Annotated in this window: 9 protein-coding genes; 2 read left to right on the plus strand and 7 right to left on the minus strand. The window is 61.1% G+C overall.

All coding sequences use genetic code 11. From position 1 onward, the window contains the following. Positions 1-165: 165 nt before the first annotated feature. Positions 166-1,629: a pyruvate kinase gene (gene pyk / locus HMPREF2765_RS08710; RefSeq protein WP_049363045.1), complete on the minus strand. Its 1,464-nt coding sequence runs from the start codon at positions 1,627-1,629 to the stop codon at positions 166-168. A gap of 522 nt (positions 1,630-2,151) precedes the next feature. Between pyk and HMPREF2765_RS08715 the strand changes: the two genes are divergently transcribed. Together HMPREF2765_RS08715 and HMPREF2765_RS08720 are read left to right on the plus strand one after the other, a co-directional pair. Beyond that, on the plus strand, positions 2,152-2,724 hold the full coding sequence (locus tag HMPREF2765_RS08715; protein WP_049327782.1) for a flavodoxin domain-containing protein: 573 nt from the start codon (positions 2,152-2,154) through the stop codon (positions 2,722-2,724). Positions 2,725-3,462: 738 nt separating this feature from the next. Further along, a complete protein-coding gene (locus HMPREF2765_RS08720; protein WP_070605395.1) occupies positions 3,463-5,394 on the plus strand; it encodes a GH25 family lysozyme in 1,932 nt (643 codons plus the stop codon). 914 nt (positions 5,395-6,308) lie between these two features. Here HMPREF2765_RS08720 and adhP read toward each other — a convergent pair. From adhP to HMPREF2765_RS08750, 6 genes are all read right to left on the minus strand, one after another. Next, positions 6,309-7,349: an alcohol dehydrogenase AdhP gene (adhP, locus tag HMPREF2765_RS08725; RefSeq protein WP_012903352.1), complete on the minus strand. Its 1,041-nt coding sequence runs from the start codon at positions 7,347-7,349 to the stop codon at positions 6,309-6,311. A 392-nt stretch (positions 7,350-7,741) separates the two neighbouring features. After that, positions 7,742-9,124: a phosphoenolpyruvate synthase gene (locus HMPREF2765_RS08730; RefSeq protein WP_070605398.1), complete on the minus strand. Its 1,383-nt coding sequence runs from the start codon at positions 9,122-9,124 to the stop codon at positions 7,742-7,744. Between the two features lie 290 nt (positions 9,125-9,414). Next, a complete protein-coding gene (gene lgt / locus HMPREF2765_RS08735; protein ID WP_070605401.1) occupies positions 9,415-10,440 on the minus strand; it encodes a prolipoprotein diacylglyceryl transferase in 1,026 nt (341 codons plus the stop codon). Beyond that, positions 10,440-11,294 (minus strand): tryptophan synthase subunit alpha, encoded by an 855-nt coding sequence (gene trpA / locus HMPREF2765_RS08740; protein WP_012903349.1) that lies wholly within the window; start codon positions 11,292-11,294, stop codon positions 10,440-10,442. Before trpA ends, lgt begins: the two co-directional genes overlap by 1 nt. Then, on the minus strand, positions 11,294-12,628 hold the full coding sequence (trpB, locus tag HMPREF2765_RS08745) for a tryptophan synthase subunit beta (RefSeq protein WP_049327776.1): 1,335 nt from the start codon (positions 12,626-12,628) through the stop codon (positions 11,294-11,296). The genes trpA and trpB overlap by 1 nt, the downstream gene beginning before the upstream one ends. A gap of 326 nt (positions 12,629-12,954) precedes the next feature. Further along, the gene (locus tag HMPREF2765_RS08750) at positions 12,955-16,233 is read right to left on the minus strand and encodes a chromosome segregation SMC family protein (RefSeq protein ID WP_083303642.1); all 3,279 of its coding nucleotides are present in this window, start codon (positions 16,231-16,233) and stop codon (positions 12,955-12,957) included. Positions 16,234-16,463: the final 230 nt, after the last annotated feature.

The following is a 16,463-nucleotide window of genomic DNA, read 5'->3' on the forward strand; positions in this document are numbered from 1 at the left end:
CCACCCGCGCATCAGATGCGGCAACAATAAAGACGCAATAAAGATAAAGACACAAGAAACCGCCGCCCGGCCGTGAGAGTTCACGACCGGGCGGCGGTTCTACATACCGAGCGTACAGGCTGAGAATTACCCTCAGCTACGCATCGAAAAAGATTGGTGAGCGGCTTAGCGCTTGACCTCGTTCTCCTCGTAAGGACGCAGAGCCTCACGCTCGCCCTCAGCACCGTAGACGCGGTGTACCTGAACCATGTTGGTGGTACCTGCGCGGCCTGCGGGAGCACCGGCAGCAACGACGACCAGGTCGCCAGCTTCTGCCAGACCGTTCTTCAGCAGGTACTCGTCCACGAAGTGGAACAGACCTTCCTGATCGGTAATCATCTCAACCTGCTCAGCCTCAACGCCCCACAGCATGGACAGGAAGGAGCGAACCTTCGAGCTGGTGGTGAACGCGACAATCGGGGTCTCGGGACGCAGACGTGCCAGACGACGTGCGGAGTCACCGGACTGGGTGAAGGTTACGATGAGCTTTGCGTCCAGCTGGTCAGCGATGTTCACTGCTGCGCGGGTAATTGCGCCACCGCGGGTGCGGGGCTTGCGATCCAGCTCGGGCACGCGGTACAGGCCGCCCTTTTCGGTGTCCTTGACGATTGCAGCCATAGCCTGCAGGGTCAGGATCGGGTACTTACCGACCGAGGTCTCACCGGAGAGCATCACTGCGTCTGCGCCGTCGAGGATTGCGTTAGCACAGTCAGAAACCTCTGCACGGGTGGGGACGGGGTTGTCGGTCATGGACTCGAGCACCTGGGTTGCCACGATGACGGGCTTTGCCCAGCGGCGTGCCATGTCGATTGCCTTCTTCTGGACGAGGGGAACCTCGGAGAAGGGCAGCTCAACACCGAGGTCACCACGAGCGACCATGATGCCGTCGAACTTGTCGATGATGTCCTGCAGGTTCTCAACAGCCTGGGGCTTCTCGATCTTGGCGATGACGGGTACGCGGATACCCTCTTCGTCCATGATCTTGTGGACGGGGTCAACGTCTGCGCCGGTACGGACGAAGGAGAGTGCAATGATGTCTGCACCCATCTTCAGTGCGAAGCGCAGGTCGTTTGCGTCCTTCTCGGTCAGCGCGGGCAGGGAGACTGCTGCGCCGGGCAGGTTGATGCCCTTGTTGTTGGAGATGGGGCCCCCGACAACCACGCGGGTGCGAACGCGGGTGGGAGTTACCTCAATAGCTTCGAGGCGAATCTTGCCATCGTCGAGCAGGAGCTTGTCGCCGAGCTTTACGTCGCCGGGCAGGCCCTTGTAGGTGGTGCCACAGATTTCTGCGGTACCTTCAACGTCTTCGGAGGTGATGGTGAAGTCTGCGCCGGGCTCAAGGTATTCCTTGCCGTTTGCGAAACGCTCGAGGCGAATCTTGGGGCCCTGCAGGTCGGCGAGGATAGCAACGTCCTTACCGAGCTTTGCAGACTGGTCACGGATGGTGTCGTAGCGTGCCTGGTGCTCGGCGTGGTCACCGTGGCTCATGTTCAGACGGGCGACGTTCAGGCCAGCCTTGATTGCCTCGGAGATCTTCTCGGGGGACTCGATTGCCGGACCGATGGTTGCAACGATTTTTGCGCGCCTCATGTACCTAACCTTTGTGTGTTGTTTCATGTGACCCCTGAGGGCTCACACTGATTTTCCGGGGAAGACTAACGTCAAATTCCCAATTATTCCCACGCGTTCTAACAGGTAACCACATGCCGGATGCGTGGGACTCTTTCTCAATTATAGGGGTTTTGCGCCCTCTTGGGTATGTTTCTCCCAACTCTTTCCACCGAAGAAATTGTGTTTCACGTCGCATTTTGAACATCACCTCTTCCCCATCGAACACGCCACAGAAAGTCGATTTTCACCCCCACCACCCCCGTCTCCCCCGGAAAGTAAATTAGGGTACTTTTTACCCATATCTAGCCTTCACTGCACAATATTTAGTCTCGTTCGAGAACATTCGAGCATATTTCAAAAACATAGAGACACTCTGAGTGGGCTATGAGAAGATAGATAGGGTATCCAAAAGCTGGGCGATTTCACATTTTCGCGCGCCTAGCCTATATTGGAACCCATAATTAGTATTTGAAATGCGAAATATATCTGGAAGGTTCACAGATGACTACTCGCGTGCTGATTATCTTCGGCTCCACCTACGGCTACACCGAACAGTACGCCACCTGGCTGGCAGAAGATCTGCGTGCACTCCCGCAGGCCCCCGAGGTTGAGACTGTCCCCGCCTCCAAGGTCACCCCCGAGCAGGCTGAGGCATTCGACGCTTTCGTCATTGCCGGCAGCGACTACGGTGGATTCCTCAACGGCGCACCGGCACTTCGCAAGAAGATTCTGCCGATCATTGCGCCCAAGAAGAACCGCACCGCGTTCTTTACCGTCTCCTTCACCGGTGAATACTCCAAGAAGCTGCTGGACAAGGCTGTCGCCAAGAGCTACACCCCCGAACTGACCGAAGGTCGCCCCGTCTACCACCTGCGTGGCGGCATCGACTTCGACAAGATTTCGCTGGCTCACAAGACCGCCCTGAAGGGCCCGGTGCGCGCATGGCTCATGGCGAACCCGCACCCGAACGAAGGTATTCAGCAGATGCTCGAATGCTACAAGACCGGCAAGGCTGAGTACATCGATCGCGAGACCCTCAAGCCGCTGGTCGAGGACATCGCCAAGTTCCTCTAAGCCCTCGAAATTTTAAAAAATTCGAGGAAAAATAAACTTTCGCCTCTTCCCTCCCGATCTTTCAGCCGGACACCAGAACCTGAAAGAGCGGGCGGGAAGAGCCGAGAAAAACGTGCCAACAGGCACCATATACGTGGTCGATGACTCTTCATCTCTCCTGCATCGACCATGAAACTCCGGGTGCCGGTGCGAGGCCGCGCCAAATACAGTACCCGGAACATGAGGGGTGGGTCTTTGTGTGTGCGGCCCACCCCTTTCCTTATGCCCAAAAGCCGACTCAAAAGTCGCAAGAGGCACCGCCCGGCGCATCAGCACCCGACTGCATCCCGGCAACGTAGCTCTAGATGCTGCGGCCCACCCTGAACAACGAACCGACACAGCGACGCCCCAATACAGCAGTCCACAGAGTGAAATTCGCAACGCCTCGGCGTGTCGCGTGCCTAAAATTTTGTCCCAAAAACTTGAGCCAATAAATGCACCAACAAGCCACAAAGTAAAACAGGCACCCCAAAGATTCTAGGTTACTGTGCACTCTGCGAAAGATATGCCGCCAGAATGACACCCCAAATCATTGCGCACATCGGTGCAGGTACCGTACGCTGTTAGCTGTGTCAGCCGCATGACATACCCGGCAGCCGACACACACATCACTTCAACTACCCCACATATTCACTCGTGTCAGAAGCCCCCACACAGGGCCACATCGACACATCCACCTCTCAAACACAGGCAAAATCTATGAAGAAACTCCAGACTGCCGCACGCTCCGCGGCAGCCCGCTCCATCATGGCGTCCGCAGGTGCGCTCTCCCTGGTCGCCGCATCCCTCACCTCCGTTCCCGCCGCATTCGCCGCCCCCAACGCGAGCGCAGCCGCAGAGGTCAACCCCAATGCCTCCTACGAGGAGCTCACCTACGCCCCCGCCCCGGATGCATCCCTGGTCGAACGCTCCAACCCCGCCATGGGTGCGGGCGAGCGCGAACGCCTGGGCACCGCCAACGCGCGAACCGGCGCCACCTCCCCCGCTTCTACCGCAACTCTGAGCGGTATTTCCGCGACCCAGAGCTCCGCGCAGGGTCTGGGAGCTGGTCGAGCTCCGGCAGCCGGTCAGGCACTGGCACAGGGCCGCTCCGCATGGACCCCCTCCGGCGGCACCCTCGGTATGGACGTCTCCTCGCACCAGCAGAACGTGGACTGGGCGAGCGCCTACGCCGCAGGTTCCCGCTTCGCCTACGTGAAGGCAACCGAGGGCACCTACTACACCAACCCCTACTTCGGTCAGCAGTACAACGGCTCGGCGCAGGTCGGCATGGTGCGCGGCGCCTACCACTTCGCAAACCCCCGCACCTCCTCGGGTGCCGATCAGGCACGCTACTTCGTGCAGAATGGTGGCGCGTGGACTGCCGACGGCCAGACCCTGCCCGGCCTGCTGGACATCGAGTTCAACCCCTACCCCGCCTACGGCAACACCTGCTTCAACATGACCCCGGCGCAGCTGACCGCCTGGACCCGCGACTTCGTGGACACTTACCGTTCGCTGACCGGTCGCGCCCCGATGGTGTACACCGCAACCTCCTGGTGGTCGCAGTGCGTGGGTTCGCAGCAGTTCGGCGCTCTGCCACTGCACCTGGCGAGCTACTCAACCGTGGTCGGTGCAATTCCGGCGGGTTGGAGCGGCTACGACATTTGGCAGTTCACCGATTCGGGCCCGTTCGTGGGTGATTCGAACTTCTTCCCCGGCACCGTGAACGATCTGAAGGTTCTGGCGAAGAACCCGAAGGCTGTGCACCGCAACTGGTCGAACGGCCAGGACCGCGCAGTTGAGGAGCGCGCGGCAGAAGATCGCGCCGCTCAGGATTCGAACGTGGTGACCACTGCGACCGGTTCCATTGACATTCGCACCGGCATCGGCGACTACTGGAACCGCAACCGCTCCTTCTACGGCAACCCGATCGGCACCGAATACTACCTCGGCAACGGTGTGTACGCACAGAAGTTCACCAACGGCAAGACCATCTACTGGACGAACGCCCACGGCTCGCACTGGCTGGTCACCAACGGCGGCCTGGACCAGAAGTTCCGCTCTGATATTGCACGATTCCGCGGTCTGACCACCAACGAGGAAACCCGCTCCGACACCATCGCGGTCTCCTTCGCCAACGGTGAGGGTGGCTACTGGTCCAACGCGTACGGCACCCACATCATCAACGAGCGCGGCGCTATCTACGCGACCTGGCGCGCAGCTGGCATGAAGGGTGCACCCACCACCGACGAGCAGAACCTGGGCAACGGCATCATCAAGCAGGAATTCACCGGCAGCACCACCTATGTGTGGTCCGCGCAGACCGGCACCCACCGCCTGCACACCGGCGGCGCGTTCTACCACCGCTTCCTGCAGCACCGCGGCACCTGGGGCGCCCCGGTGACCGACGAGACCGTCACCTCCACGGGTGCGCAGGTGCGATTCGCCTCCGGCAAGGTACTGCTCTGGTCGGATGCGTACGGTGCCTACGAGACCAACGGTAACGGCGCAATCTTCAAGCACTGGGAGAAGAACACCGCCCGCTACGGTGCGGCACGCGGCGACGAGTCCTACGTGAACGGCGTGTACTACATGGACTTTGAGCGCGGCACAATCCGCTGGACCGCGCAGCGTGGCATCTACTCATAACGCGGCAACTGCTCAACCATAAAACGCGCATATAAAAACGAGGGGCACCTGACAGAGGTGCCCCTCGTTCTTTTGCCACAGGGCGCATCTTCTGAACAACACAAAAATCAAGATGCGTTCTGCAGCGGGTGGGTTACCGAGTGAGTAGAGAACCCGGCTATGTTACCCGTGCCGGCAGGTAAATTTAGCCGTGGCGGTAAGAGTCGCCACGAAGTCATGCAATGTCCTAAAAGCCCCGGATTAGTGTGGCGGACATAGTCCCCATTGACCATGTCCGTGGGGCCCACACTAATCGTTGGTGAGACCTCACCCCGAAGGTGTCTAGAGGGGCGCCTGACCGGAAGTAAGGACTCAACGGTGAATAACGGCACGGTACGAAGATGCTGAAATTCACCCGGGTATGGCGTTCCGTAAGAAGGAATCGATATCTAGGAGGGCCGAAACCTTCACGCGTCATATCCCGTTACATATAGAGTAGGTGCAGGCGCGCGCGAAACCTATCTCTTCGGCAAATATTACGCTTCAACCAGTGGTTGAATGTTTACAATACAAATATGCACTTTGAGGTCTTTAGATGTCAAACAAAGCATACTATTGCGTTAGTTTAGTGCGAATTTTGAGATAATCCACCGGATATTTCAAAATAAATTCCCACATATATTACGTTTAGGTGCATTGCACTCACAGAGGTTTCAGGGCGCTGACGATAACGGCTCTCAAAAACTCGGCAACTCTGCAACACCGCATTAAAAACACTAAGGCGCACCCCGCGTCGTATGCACAGCAGAAAGAGTACCCCTACTCCCCCGCCACACGGGATGCGCCTTAGGCGCTATAACCATCGAAGCTACCGGCAGGACCTCAGCCGAGTGAGACCTTAAAGCCCCGCCGGGCGCCTCGACCCATCCGCCAGCTTAGAGGCTAGCGAAGTCCAGAACCATACGGCCGGTAATCTTACCCGCCGCCATTTCCTCGAAGACAGCCGGTGCCTCGTCAACCTCACGCAGCTGAACCACCGGAACCACGATGCCGTCAGCACCGAACTGGAATGCCTCCGCCAGATCCTGACGGGTACCCACCAGGGAGCCCACCACGCGGATGCCGTCCAGAATAATCTTCACAATGGACAGCTCCATCATCTCCGAGGGCAGACCAACAGCCACCACGGAACCGCCCGCGCGTACCGACTCAACAGCCTGGTTGAACGCAACCTTCGACACTGCGGTCACCACGGCAGCGTGAGCGCCACCGCCGGTCAGCTCGCGAATACGAGCCGGAACATCCTCAACCTCACGACCGTTGATGACATGGTCAGCACCGGTCTCACGAGCCAGAGCCAGCTTGTCATCGTTGATGTCAACGGCGATAACCTTCGCGCCGAAAACCTTCTTAGCGTACTGAACAGCCAGGTTACCCAGACCGCCAGCACCGTAAGCAACCAGCCACTGACCCGGGCGAACCAGCGACTCCTTGATTGCCTTGTAAGTGGTCACACCAGCGCAGGTAATGGAGCTAGCCTGTGCCGGGTCCAGACCCTCGGGCACCTTCACCGCGTAGTCAGCGGTCACCAGGGTGTACTCGCTCATGCCGCCGTCAACCGAGTAGCCTGCGTTCTTCACCGAACGGCACAGGGTCTCACGACCCGAGGTGCAGTACTCACAGTGACCGCAGCCCTCGAAGAACCAAGCCACCGACACGCGGTCGCCTTCCTTCAGGGACTCAACGCCCTCGCCAACCTTGACGACACGACCGATGCCCTCGTGGCCCAGAATACGACCCGGAACCTCACCGAAGTCACCGGAAGCCACGTGCAGGTCAGTGTGGCACACACCCGAGTACTCAATCTTCACGAGCGCCTGACCGTGACCGACAGCAGGAACGGGAACCTCACGGACAACAACCGAACCGTCAACCTTCTCAGGAACAACAACAGCCTTCATGGTTTCCTTGCACATGACCTAAAACTCCTTAGTCATTGGTTGCCGCGCTCGGACCCTATACCTAGCGGGGCGGGCGCGCGTATTCTTTACATTTCCACCGTAAAATGATGAGCCGCCAATCTAAAGGACTATCCCCGAATATGACAGAGGGGTTATTTAGGGGTCAGCACGCGAGCAAGGATGAGCTTTCGATAAGGTCTATTCCGACCAATGCGCTAAACCGCCAAAGGTTGATATGACGCTATGACGAAGCAACACAGAAGATGAGAATGCCTCCCAAACCAGTAGCTTGGGAGGCATTCAGAAAAAATTTAAATATTAAGTTTGAGGCGCATACCACCCTAAAGAAAGGGTTCAATCTGCACCTATACGATTCCTAACGGATCTCAGTAGCTCTGCGCGGCAGCCTAGAAGCAGAAAGCAACCTCAATATAGCCGGCACCGCGCTCACCCGGACCATTCGGAGCGTTCAATGCCCAACCCAGATCCATGATGCGCACCGTAGAATCCATGAACGTACCGCCGCCAGCGCCACCGCCAGCCAGCTGCACCGAACCCACCGCATAGCGGGCACGAGCCGAATCATTATTCCACTTCTGCGACACCACACGAGCCGAAACGCTCAACGCAGCACCGGAACCGCCGCCGCCATAACCGGCGCCACCGCCTCCAGAAACCACCGACTGGTAGCCGTTAAACAGCTCGCCAGCATTCGACGGGCGGTTATCGGTACCCTCCGGGGTCTGATCCCACTGGTACGAATAGCTCGCCACACCATCGGCACCCTTCGCACGGAAACCGCTCGCACCCGCCGCACCGGCAGTCGCAGTGCTCACCAGCTTCTGGGTGGAGGTGCTCGAAAAACCAATCACCGAACCATCAACAGTCGGCGGGTTCAGCTTCTCACCGCCAGCACCGCCCACACCACCGGCGGCACCCGAACCCGGGTTCACCGTCAGAATCGGCTCAGACTGCGCCTCATACGAGGTGAAACCAACAAAACCGGGCGAACCGTCGCCGTCACCCGAACCAGCGCCACCACCGGTGCTGAACTGGTGCTCGCCGCCGGAGCTATCAAGCGAATAGTGCGCGGTCGGGCGCACAGCACCCGCATTCGCGGGATTCGGCAGAACCGTCGCATACGACGCCAGCACACCGGCACCGCCGCCGCCGCCGGCAACAATCATCGGCACGCCATCCACCTCAATAGCGGACGAACCACCGCCGGACGCCGAATACAGCACAGCGCTCATGCCGCCGCGACCGGTCACACCGCCAGAAATGCGGGTCAAAGCATTAATCGCAGAAACAACATTCGCGGGAACCGGCGAAGAAGCCTTCGAGGAGCCGCCCACACCGTAGCCGTCGCCGCCCTCAGCGGGCTTCAGCTCACCATTACCGATACCACCCGAACCGGCAGTCAGAGTAATAGTCTGGCCGCCGCGCACAGCCATAGAACCCTCCACCATGGCACCGGAACCGGCATCAGCCACAGTGTAGTTCGTGCCGCCGGCACCGCCCACAGCGGTAAAACGCATACGCTTAGCGCCCGCAGGAACCGTCAGCACGGCAACCTTCTTTACGCCGTCACCGGCAGTGATCATCGTCGAATCCTCGTAAGGTCCGGTGCACTCGCCTTCCTCATCAGAAGCCGCATACGCCGGAATCACCGACGACGCCACAACAACCGGGGCAGCCCACGCCGCACCAGCCACAAGACGACGACGGGTCAGACCCGGACGAGAAGAAGGAGAAACGGGGCGCGAAGAATCGCCGGCAGAAGAGCTCACGATAAAAATCCTGTACGTTGAGTGGGTGTTTCTAAACGCAGACGCGACGGGCACTCAAAGAGCCTCATACTCCTTACGCGGAGCCTCATGCCCCTTACGCGGGTGCCCGCCACACGCAATACCTCTATTATGCCTTCTCAACAGCCCAAATCCGTACAGGGCCCCGGCATATGCCACCATGAGAACATCCACCAGCAAGAAGCAGACAGCAAGCACAAATAGCGGGCATAAAAACCGCCGGACGGGGGCACTCCCCCATCCGGCGGTTTTTCTATGAAATTTAGATGGAGCTAGGAGCCCTTCGTCGAAGACTCAGAAGAGTCAGAAGTGTCAGAATCCTCGGCAGACTCTGCCTTCTTGGATGCCTTCTCAGTTGCTTTCTCCTCAGCGTCCTCTGCAGACTCATCTGCGGCAGGCTTCGGAGCGAACTCTGCAGGTGCAGGCTCAATACCCGCAGTAGCCTTCGCCGCAGCACGACGGCCAGCCACCACAAAACCAACAGCACCCAGCAGAACCAGCAGCAGAGCAGTCCACACGTGAATACGAACGCCCCAGAGCATCTCCGAGGTATCAATACGCAAGAACATCTCAATGAAGAGGCGACCCACACCGTAGTAGAACACATACAGCCACAGGGTCTGACCCAGCTTCAGCACGCCCTTCTTGCCCAGCCACAGCAGCAACGCCACACCCAGCAGGTTCCACAGCGACTCGTACAGGAACGTCGGATGGAACAGCGTGCCCGCCGGATACTGGGTCGGGAAATTACCGCTCGACGCGCTAATCTCCAAGCCCCACGGCAGAGTCGTCGGCTTACCGAACAGCTCCTGGTTGAACCAGTTACCCCAGCGGCCAAACGCCTGAGCCAGCAGAATACCCGGCGCTACCGCATCCGCAAAAGCCGGGAAATTCATGCCGTAGCGGCGGCAACCATACCAGGCGCCCAACGCACCGACCGACACGGCACCCATAATGCCGATGCCGCCCTCCCAAATCTTCAGGAAAGCCCACGGATCAGCAACATTCGGACCGAAATAGCTACCCGGGTCAGTAATCAGCACATGGTAGGCGCGGGCACCAATAATGCCCGCCGGAATAGCCCACATCGCCACGTCAAAAACGCGCTCAGGGGTACCACCCGCCGCCTTCCAACGGCGAGAACCCAGCCACAAGCACACCGCCATACCCGCAAGAATACACAGGGCATAGAAATGCACACGGAACGGGCCCAGCTGCAGGTACGAAACGCTCGGAGAGGGAATCGAAGCCAGCACGTTAGCTACCGGCACGCTCGCCAGCGACAGCACATCAGACATTAGCCTTCACGCCCCGCCAGCTCACGGGTCAGCTTAGCCACCGCCTCAACACCGCCAGAAGCCAAAGCCTTCACTAGCGCAGTACCGACAATCACGCCGTCCGCATACTCGCCAATCTCCTCAACGTGGGCACGAGTCGAAACGCCCAGACCCACGCACGCACGAGGCGCACCGGCAGCCTTAATGTCCGCAACCAGGGTGCGAGCCGCCTCCGACACGGAGGTGCGGGCACCGGTCACGCCCATCACCGACACGGCGTACACGAAGCCGCTCGACGCCTTCGCAATAGTCGCCAGACGCTCCGGCGAAGAAGACAGAGCAGCCAAGAAAATACGGTCCAGACCGTACTCATCAGAAGCTTCAAACCACGACGACGCCTCATCAGGCACCAGGTCCGGGGTAATCATGCCCGCACCGCCGGCAGCCGCCAAATCACGCGCAAAATTCTTCACACCGTACGCCAGAACCGGGTTCCAGTACGTCATCACGACAACCACCGCGTCGGTCGCCTCGGTAATGCGGCGGACCGCCTCAAACAGCTGAGGAAGCTTGAAACCGTTCTCCAGCGCCACGCCGGTAGCCTTCTGAATCACCGGGCCATCCATGACCGGATCAGAATAAGGCACGCCCAGCTCAATAATGTCCGCGCCGTTATTGCCCAGAGCAATCGCCGCGTCAATCGACTCGTCCAGGGTCGGGAAGCCCACCGGCAGGTAGCCAATCAGCGCCGCACGGCCCTGCTTCTCGCACTCAGCCAGACGAGCCGCCAGAGGCGACTGCGCATTCGGAGCGGGGAAAGAACCATCCAGCACCGTAAAAGGTGCCGCCTGAGAAATAGCGTCCTGGTAGCTCATTACTTAGCCTCACTTTCAGCCTGTGCGTTCTGTGCAGCGGATGCGGCAGCTTCCTTATTACCGGTCATCAGGGTCGAGGACGGAATCGCCTTACCCAGACCGAACCACTTCAGAGCGGTCTCCATGTCCTTATCGCCGCGGCCCGACAGGCAGACAATCATGGTCTTCTCGCGTGCCGCTTCCGGATCCTCAGCAGCCCAACGCTGGCACACGCGCAACGCGCCCGCCAGAGCGTGCGAGGACTCAATCGCCGGGATAATACCCTCGGTGCGGCAGAGCAGACGCAGAGCGTCCATCGCCTCGGTGTCAGTCACCGGCTCATAGGTCACGCGACCAATATCGGACAGGTAGGAGTGCTCAGGACCCACACCCGGGTAATCCAGACCAGCAGAAATCGAATGGGACTCAATGGTCTGGCCGTCCTCATCCTGCATCAGGTAGGTCATCGCGCCGTGCAGCATGCCCGGGCGGCCCAGAGTAATGGTCGCCGCGTGACGGCCGGTCTCCACGCCGTCACCGCCAGCCTCAAAACCGTAAATCTCAACCGAAGAATCGTCCAAGAACGCGTGGAACAGACCAATCGCGTTCGAACCGCCACCCACGCAGGCAGCAATACCATCGGGCAGGCGGCCAGTCTCAGCAAGAATCTGCTCGCGCGCCTCCTCACCGATAGCGTCGTGGAAGAAACGCACCATCGCCGGGAACGGGTGCGCACCCGCAGCGGTACCCAGCAGGTAGTGGGTGTTCTCAACGTTCGAAACCCAGTCGCGCAGCGCCTCATTAATGGCGTCCTTGAGGGTGCGGGAACCGTTCTGAACCGCAATCACCTTCGCGCCCAGCAGCTGCATACGAGCCACGTTCAGCGACTGACGCTCAGTGTCTTCCTCACCCATGTAGACCACGCACTCCATGCCAAACAGCGCAGCCGCAGTCGCAGTCGCAACACCGTGCTGACCCGCACCGGTCTCAGCAATCAGACGGGTCTTACCCATACGCTTAGCCAGCAGAGCCTGGCCAATCACGTTATTAATCTTGTGGCTACCCGTGTGGTTCAGGTCCTCACGCTTGAGGAACACACGCGCACCAGCATGCTCAGAGAACTTCGGAACCTCAGTCAGCAACGACGGACGGTTCGAATACTCAGCAGAAAGACGCTGGAACTCAGCAATGAACTCGGGGTCGTTCTTCGCCTCGTTAAAGGTTGCCTCCAGCTCATCCATGGCGGCAATCAGTGACTCGGGCATCCACCGCCCGCCGTACTCACCAAAATAGGGGCCGGGGGCATTCTTCAACGACTCGCCGTTGAGGAAAGCATCTGCCAGGTTCTCGCTCATCACTATTCCTTCCCTGGATGGTTGCCGCCGGATGCGCGCCGCGGGTAGGGCGGGGCATCAGGCCTGATCACAGCGAAACACCACGCCAACCGCGAATAGGTGGGCGGTGTTCGCACATATCCCCCTATAGTACCCGGGTACAGGCGGTGACCTGTACCCCGGGGTGCACATGACCATTCCTAGGACATGTGACGTTCGCCGGGGTGGGTGTGCTCGCGGGTATGGGCGGCTCGCATGGGAAGGTTTAAACGCTGGGAAGAAGCGGCGAGGCAGGGGCGCTCGGCTGGGTCTGGCCGGGTCGGGCAGGGTCTGGCAAGCGCGGCGGGCTACAGCAGCTCGCGCAACTCCTCCATCTGCTGAGAAAGCACCGTCGACACACCACCGCGCATCGACACCCCGTACAGGGTCTCCGCAATCTGCATCGTGCGCTTCTGATGCGTCACCACAATCAGCTGCGAACGCTCCCCCAACTCACCAATCACCTGCAGCAGGCGCGAGAGGTTGCGGTCATCCAGCGCCGCCTCAACCTCATCGAGGGCGTAGAACGGCGACGGGCGAGACATATAAATCGCAATCAACAGCGCCAGCGAAGCAAGCGAACGCTCACCGCCAGATAGCAACGACAGGCGCTTAACCTTCTTACCTGCCGGGCGTGCGTGAATCTCCACACCCGAATTCAGCGGATCGGACGGGTCGTCCAGCTCAAGGTGGCCCTCGCCTCCCGGGAACAGGGTCTCAAAGATGCGGCGGTAGTGGGTGTTAATGTCCTCCATCGCGGCGGTGAACACCTCCGCAATGTGGCTGCTGACCTCGTCCATGACCGTGTTCAGGTCGCGGCGGGTCGCCTTCAAATCCTCAATCTGCTGGTTCAGGTAGGCGTGGCGTTCGGACAGCGCCTCGTACTCCTCCAGCGCCAGGGGGTTAATGGCGCCCAGCGCCTCCAGTTCGGCGCGGGTTGCCTTGAGGCGAGCGCGGACGCTCTCGGTGGAGGCTTCGGTAGCAGCATTCTCGGAAGCGGCGTTTTCGGAAGCCTCATCTGCGGGCACGTCAACCGGCAGCTGCTCGGAATACTCCTCCTCCAGCTGCTCCAGGGTCAAACCGGTCACCAGGCGGGCACGCTCAGCCAGCGCCTGCACGCGCTCCTGCACGCGTGCCGCCTCCGTCTGCGTGCGCGCCAGCAGGGTCAGCGCCGCCGCGTGCGCCGCCTGCAAATCCTGCACCTCATCATTTGTGCTGGTCAGGCCCTCCTGGGCGTTCTTCAGGGAGCCGCTCAGCTCGTGCAGCTGCTGTTCACGCTCACTCACCTGCTCGGCAAGCACCTCACCCAGTCGGTGGGCGCGGCGCTCAATGGTCGCCGCGGGAGCCTGCTCCCCCGTGCCCGCCAGGTAGGAATCCTCGCGGGTGCGCGCCGACTCGTAGGCGGTGCGCGCTTCGGCTACGGATTCCTCCGCGGCGGTGAGGCGCTCGTTCAGGCGGGCGCGCTCATTCTGAATGTTCTGCGCGGAGGCTTCCAGGGACTCCGCCTGGGCGCGGGCGCGGGCATGCTCGGCGCTCGCCGCGCCCGCCGCCTTCGCAGCCTCGCGTTCTGCTTCAACCGCTGCCTCTGCCGCGGTCTGAGCCCGCTGAACGGCCTGTTCGGCTTCGTCCAGTTCGGCGCGGGTGCGGGTCACGACCTGGGAGGCAGCGCGGTATGCGGCGGCAAGTTCCAGGGGGCTGGCACCCTCAGCCGGGTAGAGCAGGCTGTAGCGGGTGTGCTCGGCGCCTGCGGGGTCAAAAATACGCCACATAGTGCGCTGACCTGCGAGGTTATTCTCTGCGAGCAGGTGCAGGGCCTGCTCTGCGGAGGCGGCATCCGGCGCGAACAGCACACCCGCCAGGCGCTCACCCAGCGCCGCGGTGACGCGTGCCAGGGCGTGCTCGTCGATGCCGGCGAGCGCGGCGGCATCCTCGCTGAGCGGTTCAATCATCTCGGTTGCGGGGCGGATACCCAGCTCGCGCAGCTCGGCGGCGCAGGATTCGGGCAGGGTGGTTTCGGGCAGTTCTGTTGAAAGTTCCTTCGCGGCAGATTCGCTGCTTTCGTCCCCCTTATCACCGCGCAGCTGCGACACCTCGGCGCCCTCAACCGGCACGCTCAACGCCGCGGTCGCCAGCGAGGTCAGCGCAGCAGACGCCGCACGCGCGTACTCGGGGTCAATCTGCACGGCATCCAGCACGCGTAGCAGGCTCGCGCCCTCGTTCGAAGGATCCATGAGCTCGCCGGTCTCGGGGTCGAACACCGCCTCAGCAGATTCAGCGTCCAGTTCGGCGGGTGCTTCGCCCAGGCTCTGGCCCAGCGCCTCACGCAGAGTTGCGGCACGTTCAGCCGCCGCCGCGTAGGCGCGGGTCGCCTCCACCGCGGCGGCGCGGGCGGCATCCAGTCGGGCCTGCGCGCGGGCACGAGACTGCGCCGCCTCACCCGAGGCGCGCTCAGTCTGAGCCACCTCGGACGCCGCCTTCTCAACGTTCTTCAGCGCCGCATCGTAGCGCTCCTCAAAGCTGGCGTAGCTTTCCACCGCGCGCTCTGCCTCTTCGCGGCGCTCCTCCAGCAGTTCCAGGGCGCGTTCGTATCCGGCGCGGGCGGCGGCGGTCGCCTCGGTCAGCTCCACGCGGTAGGTGCGCACGCGCTCGGCGGCGATGGACTGCACGGTGCGCACGCGCGCAGCGGACTCACGCAGGGTCGACACGGCCTTCTGACAGGCGGTGACCTCCGCGTTCAGGCGGTTCTGCTCCTGCTGATGCTTCGCGGACGCGGCGCGCGCCGCCTCCAGCTGTTCTTTCAGGGTTTCGGCGCGGCGGGTACCTTCCGCCTCGGAGGCGAGTGCCTGCGCCTGCTCAGCCTGCAGAACACCCAGCTGACGAGCCAAAAGCACCGCCTCCAGCTGACGAATGCGCGTCTGCAGCTGGCGCGCGGTCGCGGCGGATTCTGCCTGCTCGCTCAGCGGCTGCAGCTGCGAATCCAGCTCGGCAACCAGGTCACTCAGGCGGGTAACGTTCGATGCCACAGATTCCAGCTTGCGGCTGGTCTTCTCCTGGCGGCGGCGGTACTTGACCACGCCCGCCGCCTGCTCGATCATGTCGCGGCGCTGCTGCGCGGTGGCGTGCAGGACCGCATCCAGCTGTCCCTGGCCGACGAGCACGTGCATCTGCTGGCCCAGACCCGCCTCCGAGAGCAGGTCCTGAATATCGGATAGGCGCGCCGGGGAGCCGTTAATCTCGTACTCGCTGCCGCCGGAGCGGAACATGGTGCGCGAAATCTGCACCCGATCAGCGGGAATGCTGAGGGTGCCGTCAGAATTATCGAAAGTCAGGGTGACCTTGGCACGACCCAGGGGTGCACGCTGGGCACCGTCGCCCGAACCTGCTTCACCGGAGCCCGCGAAGATGACGTCCTTCATGCTGCCGCCGCGCAGGCTCTTAGCGCCCTGCTCACCCATGACCCAGGCGAGCGCATCCAGCACATTGGACTTGCCGGAGCCGTTGGGGCCGACCACCGCATTAATGCCGGGGGTGAACTCAAAAGTGGTGGCGGAGGCGAAAGACTTGAACCCGCGCAGGGTCAGCGACATCAGGTGCACAAGGGGCCTTTCTGCAGAAGAACTGGTGTGTGCCGGGCACGTTCTGTGGTGCGTGGCGGCATCCCTCTAGTGTACGCGGTGCGGCGGGCGGGCGGCGTGAACGTGCACGGGGTGAAAGGGGGTTCAAAGTTCCTCATTGTGCATCATCTTACGCGCGGGGTGAACGGGCGCGTTCATATTGGGTCTACGGATACGGGTTCGCCCGGTCGGTGCGGTAGATT

The organism is Rothia sp. HMSC062H08, from assembly GCF_001810775.1.
Classification (GTDB): domain Bacteria; phylum Actinomycetota; class Actinomycetes; order Actinomycetales; family Micrococcaceae; genus Rothia.

Excerpts from the sequence above, each read along its gene's own strand:
- pyk (WP_049363045.1), bottom strand. The coding sequence starts at position 1,629 with ATGAGGCGCGCAAAAATCGTTGCAACCATCGGTCCGGCAATCGAGTCC.
- HMPREF2765_RS08715 (WP_049327782.1), top strand. The coding sequence starts at position 2,152 with ATGACTACTCGCGTGCTGATTATCTTCGGCTCCACCTACGGCTACACC.
- HMPREF2765_RS08720 (WP_070605395.1), top strand. The coding sequence starts at position 3,463 with ATGAAGAAACTCCAGACTGCCGCACGCTCCGCGGCAGCCCGCTCCATC.
- adhP (WP_012903352.1), bottom strand. The coding sequence starts at position 7,349 with ATGTGCAAGGAAACCATGAAGGCTGTTGTTGTTCCTGAGAAGGTTGAC.
- lgt (WP_070605401.1), bottom strand. The coding sequence starts at position 10,440 with ATGTCTGATGTGCTGTCGCTGGCGAGCGTGCCGGTAGCTAACGTGCTG.
- trpA (WP_012903349.1), bottom strand. The coding sequence starts at position 11,294 with ATGAGCTACCAGGACGCTATTTCTCAGGCGGCACCTTTTACGGTGCTG.
- trpB (WP_049327776.1), bottom strand. The coding sequence starts at position 12,628 with ATGAGCGAGAACCTGGCAGATGCTTTCCTCAACGGCGAGTCGTTGAAG.
- HMPREF2765_RS08750 (WP_083303642.1), bottom strand. The coding sequence starts at position 16,233 with ATGTCGCTGACCCTGCGCGGGTTCAAGTCTTTCGCCTCCGCCACCACT.